This window comes from Methylobacterium fujisawaense, assembly GCF_039619325.1.
Classification (GTDB): domain Bacteria; phylum Pseudomonadota; class Alphaproteobacteria; order Rhizobiales; family Beijerinckiaceae; genus Methylobacterium; species Methylobacterium fujisawaense.
The window spans coordinates 5,817,195-5,831,017 of sequence record NZ_CP155000.1 but is presented as its reverse complement, the minus strand read 5'-3'; the positions used below and the strand labels follow the sequence as shown (position 1 = coordinate 5,831,017).

The window sequence follows — 13,823 nt, the reverse complement described above, 5'->3', positions numbered from 1 at the left end:
TCGGCGGGCACAACTCCGCTTCTAGACTCCGGCTCAACGACAAGGGACGCGGGGCTGGAGGAAACGGGCGGGGATGGTGTCCTCCGGTGCGCGACGGGCCAGGAAACGCGGAGGGCCGCAGGCCGCCCTGCGGCTGGCCGTCGTCCTGGCGGCTCTCGCGCCGGTCTCGCCCGGGCGGGCCACGCCCGCGCCGGCGGGTCCGCCCCTGACGATCCAGTACCTGGAGCGGCGGGTCGAGCGGCCGGTGCCGCTGAACAACGAGGATCCGACCCCCGCCGATGAGGGGGCGAAGGGCGCGGAACTCGGCCTGAAGGATTCGAACGCCACGGGCCGCTTCCTCGGCCTGAGCTTCGGCCTCGACGCGAAGGTGGTCGAGCCGGGCGACGACATCCGTCAGGCCTTCCGGGATCTCGCCGACCGCCGCTTCGTGGTGCTCAACGCGCCGGCCGCCGACGTCCTCGCCCTCGCCGACCTGCCGGAGGCGAAGGGCAGCGTGCTCCTCAACATCGGCGCCCCGGACACGCGCCTGCGCGACGCCGATTGCCGGCGGAACCTGCTCCACGTCCTGCCGTCCCGCGCCATGCTGGCCGACGCGCTGGTGCAGTTCCTCGCCTTCAAGCGCTGGTCCCGGATCCTGCTGGTGACCGGGCCGGCGCCGGGTGATGCGCTCTACGCCGAGGCGCTGCGGCGCAGCGCCCGGAAGTTCGGCGCGCGGATCGTCGCCGAGTCGCGCTACGACCCGCAGGGCGGCGACGTCCGCGACACGGCTTTGCGCGAGTTCGCCCTGCCGACCCGCGGGCCCGAGCACGACGTGGTCGCGGTGGCCGACGAGGCGGGCGCGTTCGGCGCGAGCCTGAACTACAACACCGCCTCCCCCCGCCCCCTGGTCGGCACCCAGGGCCTTGCGCCGGCCGCCTGGGGGCGCCCCGTGGAAGCCTGGGCCGCCGTGCAGCTCCAGGGCCGGTTCCGGAAGCTCGCCGGCCGCGCCATGCGGCCCGTCGACTGGGCCGGCTGGATGGCGGTGCATGCGGTCGGCGAGGCGGCCGTGAAGGCGCGCAGCGCCGATCCCGCGACGGTCCGCGCCGCCCTGACGGCGCCCGGCTTCGAGATCGGCGGCTTCAAGGGGCGCCCCCTGAGCTTCCGTGCCTGGGACGGGCAGCTGCGCCAGCCGGTCTTCCTGCTCTGGCCCGGGGCCGTGACCGCGACGGCGCCGATCGAGGGCTTCCTCCACCACCGCACGGAACTCGACACCCTCGGCCTCGACGAGCCCGAGAGTGCCTGCCGCGCCTTCTCGGGGACATCAGGATGAGCCGGCTCGCCGCCCTCGCGCTGCTCCTCTGCCTCGCAGGCCCCGCGCGGGCCGAGGAGATCTTCGTCTCGAACGAGCGCGACAACACCGTCTCGGTGATCGACGGCGACAGCCTGGAGGTGCTGCGCACCTTCCCGGTCGGCCGTCGGCCCCGCGGGCTGACCTTCTCGCAGGATGGGCGGGCCCTCTACGTCTGCGCCAGCGATTCCGATGCCGTGCAGGTGATCGATCCGGATACCGGCGAGGTGCGGCACAATCTGCCCTCCGGCGAGGATCCGGAGCAGTTCGCCCTGGCGCCGGACGGGCGCACCCTGTTCATCGCCAACGAGGAGAACGCCACCACCACGGTGGTCGACGCGCAGAGCCGCAAGGTGCTGGCGCAGATCGATGTCGGCATCGAGCCGGAAGGCGTCGCGGTGAGCCCGGACGGCCGCACCGCCGTCACGACCTCCGAGACCACCAACATGGTCCACTGGATCGATACCAAGAGCCTGGCGGCGGTGGACGCCACGCCGGTCGGCCAGCGGCCGCGCTTCGCCGCCTTCACGGCGGACGGGGCCCGGCTCTGGGCATCCTCGGAGATCGGCGGCACCGTGTCGGTGATCGACGTCGCCACCCGCCAGGTGATGCGGACGATCGAATTCGCCGTTAAGGGGATCGCGGCCGACCGGATCCAGCCGGTGGGCATCCGGCTTTCGAAGGATGGGCGCCACGCCTTCGTGGCCCTGGGGCCGTCCGACCGGGTCGCGGTGGTGGATACCGCGACCTATGCGGTCGAGAGCTACATCCTGGTCGGCCGCCGGGTCTGGCAGCTCGCCCTGAACGCGGCCGGCACGCGGCTCTTCGCCACCAACGGCGTCTCCGGCGACGTGACGGTGATCGACGCCGCGACGTTCAAGCCGATCAAGACCGTGAAGGTCGGCCGCTTCCCCTGGGGTGCGGCGGCGCGGCCGATGACGCCCGCGCAGGCGCCGGACGGGCGCGCCGCCGGTGCGGTGCCGTGAATCTTCCGCGATTGCGCATGGCCGCATCACCCGCTCCCGTGAGGGCGATCGGATCCACGCATCGGCAGCGGCGACGCGGCTACGGGACGGAGCGCGGGTCCCCTCTCCCGTGCGGGAGAGGGACAGGGTGAGGGACGTGCGGCATCCGGATAAGGCGCAGCGGACCGGCACGTCGACGGCGTGCTCCATGTTGGACGTTCCGATCCCTCACCCCAGCCCTCTCCCGCACGGGAGAGGGGGCCCGTCGCGCTCTGCCGCCAGCGGCCGTGTTCAACCCGGATGCGTGACCGACGCTGCCAGGGGCGGAGGCAGGCGGAAGGCCCGGCCGATGCGGTGCGGAGCGTCTCCGCAGCCGCCCGCGCCTCGGGCCGCGGTGGGTGGTGGCCGGGGCGCGGGCCTGCTCCTGCGCGCCGCATTGCTGCTTCTCGCTGTCCTGCTCGCGCACCCTGCTGCCGCCGGCCAGCTCGATCGGGCCGCCATCGAACGACACTTCCCGCCTCCGCTGGTCGTTGGCGAGAAGGACGACAGGCTCCCGGTCTGGCCCATCCTGAAGCAGCAGGCCGGGTCCTACGAGGTCTTCGCCTACGCCTTCGAATCCGTCGATCTCGCGCCGATCCCCGGCTTCGGCGGCACGCCTCCCGACCTGCTGATCGCGCTCGCCCCCGACGGCACCTTCCGGGACGTGACGGTGCTCTCGCATCACGAGCCGGTCTTCCTGGAGGGCCTAGGCCCGGAGCCGCTCTTCGCCTTCGTCGAGCAGTATGCGGGCCTCTCGGCCCGGCAGGCGATCCGGGTCGGCCGGCCGAACGCACGGGCCGCCGGCGCCGCGCCCCAGACCACGGTGGACGGCATCTCCATGGCCACCGCCTCGACGCGGGTGATCAACCAGTCGATCCTGGCCTCGGCGCTGGCGGTCGCCCGCGCGAAGCTCGGCTTCGGGGCGGCCAATGTCGGGCTGAAGGTCGAGGCCAGGCCCGATCTCTACCAGCCCCTGGCCCTGGCCGACCTCCTCGCCTGCGGCTGGGTGAAGCGGCTGATGGTGACGAACGCCGACGCCGCGTCGGCCTTCAGGGGCACCGGCGTGGCGGACCCGTCCGAGGGACCGCCCGATGCCGCCCTGACCGACCTGTACGTCGCCGCGCTGGACCCGCCCGCGATCGGCCGCAACCTGCTGGGGCAGGCCCGCTACGACGCGCTGATGCACGAACTCGGCCCCGGCAACCACGCCGTGATGGTGATCAGCGCCGGACCGGAGGACGCGCCCGAGAACCCGGTCGGCGACCGGTTCGTCCTGGGCGCCGTTCCCGAAAGGCTGGCGATCAGCCAGGGCGGCCTGATCGTGAACGCCCGCGACATGGCGGTGGAGCGCCGCGGGGCCGGCCTCGCCGAGGGCCTGCCGCCCGGACCCTGGACGATCCTGCGGATCGACCAGGCCGCCGGGTTCGACCCGTCCGCGCCGTGGGTGCTGACCGAGACGATCGTCCGCGAGCGCGGCCAGATCCTGTCCGAGAAGATCGCCCGGACCTTCACGGTCGAGACCGCCCTGCCCGCCGACCTGTTCACGCGGTCCCGGCCGGATGACGGGCCGAGCTGGACCGACCCCTGGCGGGCCCGGGCGCCCGAACTCGCGCTGATCGGGCTGATGCTCGCGGTGCTTGTGCCGGTCCTGAGCCGCCAGCGCGGGCTGGTGGCGGACCGGCGCCGCTTCGCCCTCTTCCGCCTCGGCTTCCTGGCGCTGACCCTCGGCTTCGTCGGCTGGTTCGCGCAGGCGCAGCTGTCGATCGTGACCCTCGTCGGCCTCGTGCGGGCCGCCACGGTGACCCACGACCTCGCCTTCCTGCTCTACGATCCGCCCTCGCTGGTGCTCTGGGCCTTCGCGCTGGTTGCCCTGGTCGCCTGGGGGCGCGGCACGTTCTGCGGCTGGCTCTGCCCCTTCGGCGCGCTCCAGGAATTCGTCGGGCTGCTGGCCCGGCCGCTGCGCATCCGCCCGGTCGCGGTGCCGCCCGGCCTCGACCGGGCACTGCGGTCTCTGAAATACGTCGTCCTCGCCGGCATCCTCGGCGCGGCCGCGGCAGGGTCGCCCCTCGCCGACACATTGTCCGAGGTCGAGCCGTTCAAGACCGCCATCACCCTGTATTTCGTCCGGGCATGGCCGTTCGTCGCCTACGCGGCCGGGCTGCTGGTCCTCAACCTGTTCGTCTTCAAGGGCTTCTGCCGCTACCTGTGCCCGCTCGGCGCCGGCCTCGCCCTCCTCGGGCGGGTCCGGATCCTCGACTGGATCCCGCGCCGGGCGGAGTGCGGCTCGCCCTGCCAGCTCTGCAAGGTCCGCTGCCGCTACGGTGCCATCGCGCCCTCCGGCCGCGTCGATTACGCCGAGTGCTTCCAGTGCATGGAGTGCGTGACGATCATCCACGATCCCGGGCAGTGCGTGCCGCAGGTGGTGGCGCACAAGCGGGGCCGCCGCGCCGCGCCCCGGCCGGTGACCGTCGGATGAGCGCGCCGGTCCGCTTCGCGCCCGGCCGGCGCCGGCTGCTCGTCGGGGCCGCGGGGCTGGCCGCGCTCGGCGGCGTCGCGGCGTTCCGCGCCTCCGCGGCGTCAAGGGGGCTGGTGCTGCGCACCCGCGCCGGGCTCGCCTTCGGCACCACCGTGGCGTTGACCGCCGCGGGGCCCGACCCATCCGCCATCGAGGCGGCGCTGAGCGACGGGTTCGCGGCGATGCGCGCCGTTGAGGACGCCGCCAGCCTGTTCCGGTCCGACAGCGCCCTGGCGCGGCTCAATCGCGATGGCGTTCTCGAGGCCCCCGACCCGCACCTCGTCGTCCTCCTGCGGTTCGCCCTCGCCCTCGCGGCCGAGACCGGCGGCGCTTTCGACCCGACAGTCCAGCCGCTCTGGCCGGTCTGGGCCCAGGCCGCCGCCCGCGGCGAGCGCCCCGGGGCGGAAGCCCTGCGCGCGGCCGTGGCGCGGGTTGGCTGGCGGCGGGTGCAGGTGGGGCCGGACCGCGTCGTCCTGGAGCCCGGGACGGCCCTGACCCTGAACGCCCTGGTCCAGGGCTATGCCGCCGACCAGGTCATGGCGGCGCTCCGGGCGCGCGGGATCGCGGACGCCTTCGTGGATACCGGCGAGTTCGGCGCCGCCGGCGCGCATCCCGACGGCACGCCCTGGCGCCTCGGGCTGGCCGATCCCCGCCATCCCGGCGCGGTCGCCGCCGTCATCGCCCCGTTCACGGGCTTCGCCGCGACCTCGGGCGACTACAACATGAGCTTCTCGGACGACCGCGCCGACCATCACATCTTCGATCCGGCCACCGGCCGGTCGCCGCGCGCCCTGTCGTCCGTGACGGTGACCGCGCCGACGGGGCTCGCCGCCGACGGGCTGTCGACCGCCTGCATGGTCCTCGGCCGCGCGCGCGGCGCGGGCCTCGTCGCGGCCCGTCCGGGCTGCGCCGTGCGCTTCACCGGCAAGGGCTGACACATCCGGCTCCGGGACACGGGGCGAGGCCCGGACCGCGCCACGCGCTCTGCCCCCGCGGGGGCGATGGCTCTACGGATGGCCCGATCCGCGGCGCAGGCCCTGCATGCGTCCGCACCGGAGAGGACCGTCGGGAGAACGCGCGTGACCGAAGCGACCGGGCCGTACTGGCCGACGCAGGACTGGGCGGAGCAGGACCCGGGTGCGGCGGGGCTCGATGCCGGGCGGCTCGCGGACGCGGTCGCCTTCGCGGAGGCCCACGAGAGCGCGTGGCCGCGCAGCCTGTACTATCCCGACGGGCGCTACGTCGGGATCGTCGAGTGGAACGAGACGGGGCCCTGGAGCGCCATCGACGGGCCGGTGCGTCCGCGGGGCGGCCCGGCTGGCGTGATCCTGAAGGGCGGCCGGCGCGTCGCCGCCTGGGGGGACACGGCCCGCCCGGACATGACCTTCTCGATCGCCAAGAGCTACCTCGCGGTGCTGGCCGGCCTCGCCCACGACGACGGACTGATCCCCGACGTCGACGCGCCGGTGCGGGACAGCGTCCCCGACCCGCTGCTCGACGGCCCGCACAATGGCGCGATCACGTGGCGCCACCTCCTGCAGCAATCGAGCGAGTGGCAGGGCACGCTGTTCGGCAAGTCCGATCAGGTCGACCATTTCCGGCAGATCGGCCCCGGCGCCGACAACAGCCGCAAGGGCGAGGCCCGCGCGCTGCGGCGCCCGGGCACCTACTACGAGTACAACGACGTCCGGGTGAACCTGCTGTCGTACGGCCTGATGCGCCGCTTCGGCCGGGCCCTCCCGGAGGTGCTCCGCGAGCGGATCATGGATCCGATCGGCGCCTCCCGCGACTGGGCGTGGCACGGCTACGACACGGCCTGGGTCGAGGTCGCGGGCGCGCGGGTCCAGTCGGTCCCCGGCGGCGGCCACTGGGGCGGCGGCCTGTTCATCGGGGCCGACGACCACGCCCGCTTCGGCCTCCTCATCGCCCGCGGCGGCGCCTGGAACGGGCGGCAGCTCCTCTCGGAGCGCTGGATCCGCGCCATGCTGACGCCGTCCCCGACGCTGGACAGCTACGGCTACCTCTGGTGGCTGAACCGCGGCGCGGCCGCCAGGCCGCAGCTGCCGCCTTCGGCCTTCAGCGCCCTCGGGGCGGGCAACAACGTGATCTGGTGCGATCCCGAGCACGACCTCGTCGCGGTCCTGCGCTGGATCGACAAGGCGGCCCTCGACGGGTTCCTGCTGCGCCTCGTGGCGGCCCTGCGCCCGTAGGCGCGCCGGCGGCGCTAGCGGCCCCGGACGTGATCGACGAAGCTCCTGAGCACCGGCCGCATCTGGCGGCCGGCCGCGATATCCCGGCCGCCGCCTGCGCCTCGAACGGACAGGCGCGTCCGGCGCCGCGGAGTCCGCCCGGAGACGGCGACCGCTACGGTGCGGCCGGGCCGGCGACGGTCGGCCTCTGAATCGTCAGAGCGCCGCGATGGTCTCGGCCATCGCGCGCGCCCGCGGCACGAGGCTTCCCACCTCCAGGTACTCCTCGGGCGAGTGGGCCTTGCCGCCCACCGGGCCCACCGCGCAGAGGGTGGGACAGCCGACGCTGGCGGTGAAGCCCGAATCGGCGCAGCCGCCGGCGAACTCGCCGGTGACGGGATTGCCGCCCTGCGCGCTCACCCGGGCATAGGTCTCGAACAGCGCCCGCGAGGCCTCGTCCTGCACGAGCGGCAGGAACTCGCCCTTGATGGTGAGATGCGCGGTGGTGTCCGGCACCGTCGATCCGGCCACGATCGCGGCGATCCGGCTCATGGCCGCCTCGCGGTCGGGTGGGGTCACGTAGCGCAGGTCGATCTCGCAGGTCGCCCGGGGCGCCACGGTGTTCACCGACTGGCCGCCGGCGATCAGGCCGACATTCACCGTGGTGCCGCGGTCGAGGTCGGTGAGGGCGTGGAACGCGACGGTCTTGTGGGCGAGCTCCAGGATGGCGCTGCGCCCGTCGGCGTAGTTGCCGCCGGAATGGGCCGCCTTGCCGAGCACCTCGAGATGCATGAACACCCCGCCCTTGCGGCCGGTGACGACGTTGCCGGTCGGCCGCCCCGGCTCGGAATTCAGCACCGCGCGGGCGCCCCGGGCGGTCTCCTCGATGATCGGGCGGCAGGCCGGCGAGCCGATCTCCTCGTCGCTGGTGAACAGGCCGACGAGCGGCACCGGCGCGCCGCCGGCCCGGTGGTAGGCGGCGAGCACGAAGGCGTTCATCACGAGGCCCGCCTTCATGTCGGCGACGCCGGGCCCGTAGGCGCGGCCGTCGGCGACCCGGAACGGCCGCCGCGTCGGCTCCCCTTTCGGGAAGACGGTGTCGCGATGGCCCATGAGCACGACCGGCCGGTTGCCGCCGCCGGACCCGGCCACGCTCGCCTTCACCGCGTCGCCGTAGCCCTCCACCGGGATCGTCGTGACCGGGATGCCGTGGCCGGCGAGGAACTCCGCGATGCGGATGCCGACCGCGTCGACGCCCGGCTTGTCGTAGGAGCCGGAATCGATGTTCACCAGCTCCTCGAGGAGCGACAGCATCGCGCCCTCCTGCCCGTCGAGCCACTGGAGAACGTCGGCGTCGCGTGCGGTCATGGATCGATCCTGGGCAAGGGTGATGGGACCCGGTCGCCGCGCCCGCCAGCGTGCGCGGTGTGTTGCGGGCCGGCTTCGAGCGAGCCCCGGTTTCCCGCGGCGAAGGTGCCTCGCCGGGTAAGCAAGGACGGCGCCGCGCCTCCGTAGCCCGGACGGGGGGCGGTGCGCCTATTCCACCGTGACCGACTTGGCGAGGTTCCGGGGCTGGTCGACGTCTTTCCCCATGAACACCGCCGTGTGGTAGGCGAGCAGCTGGATCGGCACCGCGTACACGATCGGCGCCACGGTGGCGTTGACCGCCGGCATGGTGAAGGTCGCCAGCGTGTCGAGGCCGTGCTCGGCCGCGCCCTTCGCGTCGCCGATCAGCACAATGCGGCCGCCGCGCGCGGCCACCTCCTGCATGTTCGAGACGGTCTTCTCGAACACCGCGTCGTGCGGGGCGATCACGATCACCGGCACGCTCTCGTCGATCAGGGCGATCGGGCCGTGCTTCAGTTCGCCCGCCGCGTAGCCCTCCGCGTGGATGTAGCTGATCTCCTTCAGCTTCAGCGCGCCTTCCAGCGCCATCGGGTAGCTGGTGCCGCGGCCGAGATAGAGCACGTCCCGCGCCTTGGAGACCTCCCGGGCCAGGCCCTCGATCGCCGCCTCGTGGGTCAGCGCCTCCGCCATCAGGCCCGGCGCCTTGATCAGCGCGTCGACCAGCCGACGCTCGCCCGCCGCGTCGAGGGTGCCGCGGGCGCGGCCCGCCGCGATGGCGAGGCACAGCAGCACGGTGAGCTGGCACGAGAACGCCTTGGTGGAGGCGACGCCGATCTCCGGCCCGGCCAGTGTCGGCATCACCACGGAGGATTCCCGCGCGATGGTCGAGGTCGGCACGTTGACGACGCTCAGCGTGTGCTGGCCCTGGCTCTTGGCATAGCGCAGGGAGGCCAGGGTGTCGGCGGTCTCGCCCGATTGCGAGATCACCAGCGTCAGCCCGTCCTTCTCCAGGGGCGCCTCGCGGTAGCGGGCCTCGGAGGCGACGTCGATCTCCACCGGCAGGCGGGCCACCTGCTCGAACCAGTACCGGGCGACGAGGCCGGCGTAGAAGGCGGTGCCGCAGGCGGTGATGTAGACGCGGCTGAGCTTGGCGAAGTCGAAGGGCAGCGACTCGGGCAGCACGACCCGGCCCTGCGCCATGTCGACGTAGTGGGCGAGCGTGCGGCCCACGACCTCGGGCTGCTCGTGGATCTCCTTGGCCATGAAGTGGCGGTACTCGCCCTTGTCGATCCGGTAGGCCTGCGTGGCGATCTTTTGCCGGGGCCGCTCCACCGTGGCGCCCGAGGCGTCCCGGATCTCGGCGCCCGCCCGGTTCAGGATCGCCCAGTCGCCCTCGTCGAGATAGGTGATGGCGTCCGTGAAGGGGGCGAGCGCCAGGGCGTCGGAGCCGAGATAGGTCTCGCCCGGGCCGAAGCCGACCGCCAGCGGCGCGCCGTGGCGGGCGCCAATCAGCAGGTTCTCCTCGCCGGCGAAGATGAAGGCCAGCGCGAAGGCGCCGCGCAGCCGCGGCAGGGCAGCGGCCACGGCCTCGACCGGGCCCATCTGCCGGTCCATGTTGCGGCTGACGAGCTGGGCGACGACCTCGGTGTCGGTCTCGGTCTCGAACACGACGCCCTCGGCCTCGAGCTCCTGCTTCAGCTCGCGGAAATTCTCGATGATGCCGTTATGGACGACGGCCAGACGCGCGGTGGCGTGGGGGTGGGCGTTGGTCTCGTTGGGCCGGCCGTGGGTCGCCCAGCGGGTGTGGCCGATGCCGAGCGTGCCGGTGAGCGGCTCCTCAGCGAGCTTGGCCTCCAGGTTGACGAGCTTGCCCGAGGCCCGGCGGCGCGCCAGCCGGCCGTGCTCCAGGGTGGCGATGCCGGCGGAGTCGTAGCCGCGGTATTCGAGCCGGCGCAGGGCCTCGATCACCTGTCCCGCCACCGCGTCGCGCCCGACGATGCCGACGATGCCGCACATGGGTGTGTCTCTCGCTGTCGTGCCCGGCTGGCCGCGCGAGGGTCTTGCGCAAGGTCCAGGCCGCCCCGCTTCATGCGGGGCCAAACGCGACTTGTACCGGATCGGGGCGGCGCAGGGCCAGCCCCGGCCCGTTCGGTCCGTCGGGCCTCAGCTCTTCCCGCGTCGCGCCTTCTCGGCCTGCAGCGCCGCGCGCTTCTTCCCGGCCCAGCCCGGTTTTACCGCCTGCCGGCCGCGGGCCACCGCCATGGCGTCCGCCGGCACGTCGTCGGTGATCACCGAGCCCGAAGCCACGTAGGCGCCCTCCCCCACCGTGACGGGGGCCACCAGCGCCGAGTTCGAGCCGATGAACGCGCCCGCGCCGATCGTGGTCTTGTGCTTGAGGACGCCGTCGTAATTGCAGGTGATCGTGCCGGCGCCGATATTGGCTTTGGCCCCAATCTCCGCGTCGCCGAGATAGGTGAGATGCGCGGCCTTGGCGCCGGCACCCATCCGGGCGTTCTTCAGCTCCACGAAATTGCCGAGCTCCGCGCCGGCCTCCAGCACGGCGTGACCGCGCAACCGGACGAACGGCCCGATCTTCACCCCCGCCTCCAGGCTGGTCTCGGTGAGATGCGCGAAGGCGCGCACGGTGCACCCGTCCGCCACCCGCACGCCCGGCCCGAACACCACGTTCGGTTCCACGATCACGTCGCGCCCCAGCACCGTGTCGTGGCTGAGGAACACCGTCTCGGGGGCGATCAGCGTGGCGCCGCCCAGCATGGCGGTGCGACGCAGCTGCGCCTGGAAGGCGGCTTCCGCAACACTGAGCTGCACCCGGTCGTTGACACCCTGCGCCTCGGCCTCGTCCACCGGCACGACCGTGACCGGAAGCCCGTCGGCCACCGCCAGCGCCACCGCGTCGGGCAGGTAGTACTCGCCGGCCGCGTTGTCGTTGCCGATGCGGGCGAGCAGCGCCAGGGCGTGCCGTCCGGCGAGCGCCATCAGCCCGGCATTGCACAGGGTCACGGCCCGCTCTGCGGCGCTGGCGTCCTTCTCCTCGCGGATCGCCAGGACGCGGTCGCCCTCGGTCAGAACACGTCCGTAGCCGGTGGGCGTCGCCGTCTCGAAGGCCAGCACCGCCACCGCGGCGCCGTCGGCCAGGGGCGCCCGGAGGCGCAGGAAGGTCTCGGCCGAGACGAGGGGCGTGTCGCCGAAGGCGATCACCACGTCGTCGTCGGGCTCGGCCAGGATCTCCCGGGCGGCCAGGACCGCGTGGGCGGTGCCGAGGCGCTCGGCCTGCGGGAAGACCCGGGCGCCGGGGGCCGCCCGCGCGATCTCGGCGGCGACGTCGTCGCGGCCGGGCTCGGCCACCACGGCGATCCGGCCCGCCCCCGCCGCCTGTACGGCGGCCAGGACATGGCCGAGCATGCTGCGCCCGGCGATCCGATGCAGGACCTTCGGCAGGTCCGAGCGCATCCGCGTGCCCTTCCCGGCCGCGAGCACGATGGCGGTGAGGCTGCGCGGGGGCGTTCCGGTCGGGGTCATCGCAGGTCCAGGCGTCGAGCAAACGGCACGACGGATGGGCCGGACGCGCGCCCGGCGCAACCCCATCCGGGCGATCAGCGCAGCGCCAGGGCGGCGTGCTGGCCCGAACCGTGGGCGAAATGCTCGCGGCGGCGCTCGATCGAGCTCGGGATCCGCAGGGATTCCCGGTATTTCGCCACCGTGCGTCGGGCGATGTCGACGCCCTCCCCGCGCAGCTTCTGCACCAGCGCATCGTCGGACAGCACGTCGTCCGGCGTCTCGCCGTCGACCAGCTGCTTGATGCGGTGGCGCACCGCCTCGGAGGAATGGGCGGCCGCGCCGGCTGCACCGGGGATCGCCGCGGTGAAGAAGTACTTCATCTCCAGGGTCCCCCGGCTCGTGCCGATGGCCTTATTGGAGGTGACTCGCGAGACGGTCGATTCGTGCATGCCGATCGCCTCCGCCACGGTCTTGAGGTTCAGGGGCCGCAGGTGGGAGACGCCGTGGACGAAGAACCCGTCCTGCTGGCGGACGATCTCGGTGGCCACCTTGAGGATCGTGCGGGCCCGCTGCTCCAGCGAGCGGGTCAGCCAGTTGGCGTTCTGCAGGGCCTCGGACAGGAAGGCCTTGTCGCCCTCCGCGGCGGCATTGCGCGAGACGCGGGCGTAGTAGCTCTGGTTCACCAGGACCCGGGGGAGCGCCTCGCTGTTGAGCTCGACCAGCCAGGACCCGTCCGGCGCGGCGCGCACGAACACGTCCGGAACCAGAACCTCGACGGCGCTCGATCCGAAGGCGCGGCCCGGCTTCGGATCCAGGCGGCGGATCTCGCCCAGCATGTCGACGAGGTCCTCGTCGTCGACGCCGCAGAGCCGGCGCAAAGCCGCGAAATCGCGCTTGGCGACGAGGTCCAGACGCGAGACCAGCGCCTGCATCGCCGGGTCGAACCGGTCGCGCTCGCGCAGCTGGATCGCGAGGCATTCGGCGAGATCGCGGGCCGCGATCCCGGGCGGATCGAAGGTCTGCACCAGCGCCAGCATCCGGCCGACGAGGGCGGGGTCGGCGCCGAGCCGCTCGGCCACGTCCTCCACGGTCTCGCGCAGGTAGCCGGCCTCGTCGACGGCGTCGATCAGAAAGCCGCCGATCAGCCGCTCGGCGGGATCGCGGGTCGCGAGATCGAGCTGGCCCGCGAGGTGATCGCGCAGCGAGGTCTCGGCCGTGAGGGTCGCCTCGAAATCGGGCGCCTCGGCGTCGAAGCTTCCCCCGGTGCTGCCGTAGGGCGGCGGCGTCAGCGAGAGCATGTCGCCCCCACCCGCCTCGCGCGCCTGGACCGGTGTCTCGTCCGGGAAGACGTTGTCGAGGCGCGTGTCGAAATCGCTCTCGATCTCGCCGCGGCTCGGGTTAAGGTCGGCGGACAGCCATGATTCGGGTTCTGTGACCTCCAAGCCGTCGGAGGCCGCGTCGTCCGAATGGCCGCTCGATTCGGGGGTCTCGCCGGGGCCGGGCAATTCCGGCTCGGCGCGCTCCAGCAGCGGATTGCGTTCCAGCTCCGCCTCGACATAGGCCGCGAGATCGAGCTGCGACAATTGCAGGAGTTTGATCGCTTGCAGAAGCTGCGGCGTCATCACCAGGGCTTGGCCCTGACGCACTTCCAGCCGTTGCACCAAACTCATGTGAGGCCTCGATGCCCTTCCGGCGCGGTTCGCCAGCCTGAGCCACGCTGCTCACGGCATGGTTCTTGCTTGCTCCGCCAGGCCTTCTCTAGCCCGATCCGTGGCGCGGGTCAAAGCGCGGCCTTGCACAGGCGTGTTGGCAACTGCACTGCAGTTCCGGGGGTGTGGCGCTTCCGCTCCATCGCCAGGACGCCACGGCCAGTCTGAGAGCAGGTCTCGGGGGCCGCTGTGTTCCCCTTTATCCCGGCGCGT

Annotated in this window: 9 protein-coding genes; 5 read left to right on the top strand and 4 right to left on the bottom strand. The window is 73.1% G+C overall.

What is annotated here, in order from left to right; all coding sequences use genetic code 11:
* The first annotated feature begins 73 nt into the window (after positions 1-73).
* From ABC766_RS27700 to ABC766_RS27680, 5 genes are all read left to right on the top strand, one after another.
* The gene (locus ABC766_RS27700; protein WP_345819983.1) at positions 74-1,309 is read left to right on the top strand and encodes an ABC transporter substrate-binding protein; all 1,236 of its coding nucleotides are present in this window, start codon (positions 74-76) and stop codon (positions 1,307-1,309) included.
* Entirely contained in the window at positions 1,306-2,313 is a 1,008-nt protein-coding gene (locus ABC766_RS27695; RefSeq protein WP_345819982.1) for a YVTN family beta-propeller repeat protein, read from the top strand. Before ABC766_RS27700 ends, ABC766_RS27695 begins: the two co-directional genes overlap by 4 nt.
* A 328-nt stretch (positions 2,314-2,641) precedes the next feature.
* Positions 2,642-4,807 carry a 4Fe-4S binding protein gene (locus ABC766_RS27690; protein ID WP_345819981.1) on the top strand — a complete coding sequence of 722 codons (2,166 nt, stop codon included), beginning with the start codon at positions 2,642-2,644 and terminating at the stop codon, positions 4,805-4,807.
* Complete coding sequence (locus tag ABC766_RS27685; protein WP_345819980.1) at positions 4,804-5,781, top strand: FAD:protein FMN transferase; 978 nt, start codon at positions 4,804-4,806, stop codon at positions 5,779-5,781. Before ABC766_RS27690 ends, ABC766_RS27685 begins: the two co-directional genes overlap by 4 nt.
* Positions 5,782-5,925: 144 nt before the next feature.
* A complete protein-coding gene (locus tag ABC766_RS27680) occupies positions 5,926-7,056 on the top strand; it encodes a serine hydrolase (RefSeq protein WP_345819979.1) in 1,131 nt (376 codons plus the stop codon).
* Positions 7,057-7,251: 195 nt separating this feature from the next.
* On the opposite strand, the gene ABC766_RS27675 is transcribed toward ABC766_RS27680, so the two are convergent.
* The 4 genes from ABC766_RS27675 to rpoN form a co-directional block, all read right to left on the bottom strand.
* On the bottom strand, positions 7,252-8,403 hold the full coding sequence (locus ABC766_RS27675; protein ID WP_345819978.1) for a M20 family metallopeptidase: 1,152 nt from the start codon (positions 8,401-8,403) through the stop codon (positions 7,252-7,254).
* A 168-nt stretch (positions 8,404-8,571) separates the two neighbouring features.
* A complete protein-coding gene (gene glmS, locus ABC766_RS27670; protein WP_345819977.1) occupies positions 8,572-10,398 on the bottom strand; it encodes a glutamine--fructose-6-phosphate transaminase (isomerizing) in 1,827 nt (608 codons plus the stop codon).
* Positions 10,399-10,545: 147 nt separating this feature from the next.
* Positions 10,546-11,922: a bifunctional UDP-N-acetylglucosamine diphosphorylase/glucosamine-1-phosphate N-acetyltransferase GlmU gene (gene glmU / locus ABC766_RS27665; protein WP_053610270.1), complete on the bottom strand. Its 1,377-nt coding sequence runs from the start codon at positions 11,920-11,922 to the stop codon at positions 10,546-10,548.
* Positions 11,923-11,996: 74 nt separating this feature from the next.
* Positions 11,997-13,571, bottom strand: a complete 1,575-nt coding sequence (rpoN, locus tag ABC766_RS27660) for an RNA polymerase factor sigma-54 (protein WP_342144074.1) — start codon at positions 13,569-13,571, stop codon at positions 11,997-11,999.
* Positions 13,572-13,823 lie beyond the last annotated feature (252 nt).

Coding starts and splice junctions, on each gene's coding strand:
- ABC766_RS27700 (WP_345819983.1), top strand. CDS start 74: ATGGTGTCCTCCGGTGCGCGACGGGCCAGGAAACGCGGAGGGCCGCAG.
- ABC766_RS27695 (WP_345819982.1), top strand. CDS start 1,306: ATGAGCCGGCTCGCCGCCCTCGCGCTGCTCCTCTGCCTCGCAGGCCCC.
- ABC766_RS27690 (WP_345819981.1), top strand. CDS start 2,642: ATGCGGTGCGGAGCGTCTCCGCAGCCGCCCGCGCCTCGGGCCGCGGTG.
- ABC766_RS27685 (WP_345819980.1), top strand. CDS start 4,804: ATGAGCGCGCCGGTCCGCTTCGCGCCCGGCCGGCGCCGGCTGCTCGTC.
- ABC766_RS27675 (WP_345819978.1), bottom strand. CDS start 8,403: ATGACCGCACGCGACGCCGACGTTCTCCAGTGGCTCGACGGGCAGGAG.
- glmS (WP_345819977.1), bottom strand. CDS start 10,398: ATGTGCGGCATCGTCGGCATCGTCGGGCGCGACGCGGTGGCGGGACAG.
- glmU (WP_053610270.1), bottom strand. CDS start 11,922: ATGACCCCGACCGGAACGCCCCCGCGCAGCCTCACCGCCATCGTGCTC.
- rpoN (WP_342144074.1), bottom strand. CDS start 13,571: ATGAGTTTGGTGCAACGGCTGGAAGTGCGTCAGGGCCAAGCCCTGGTG.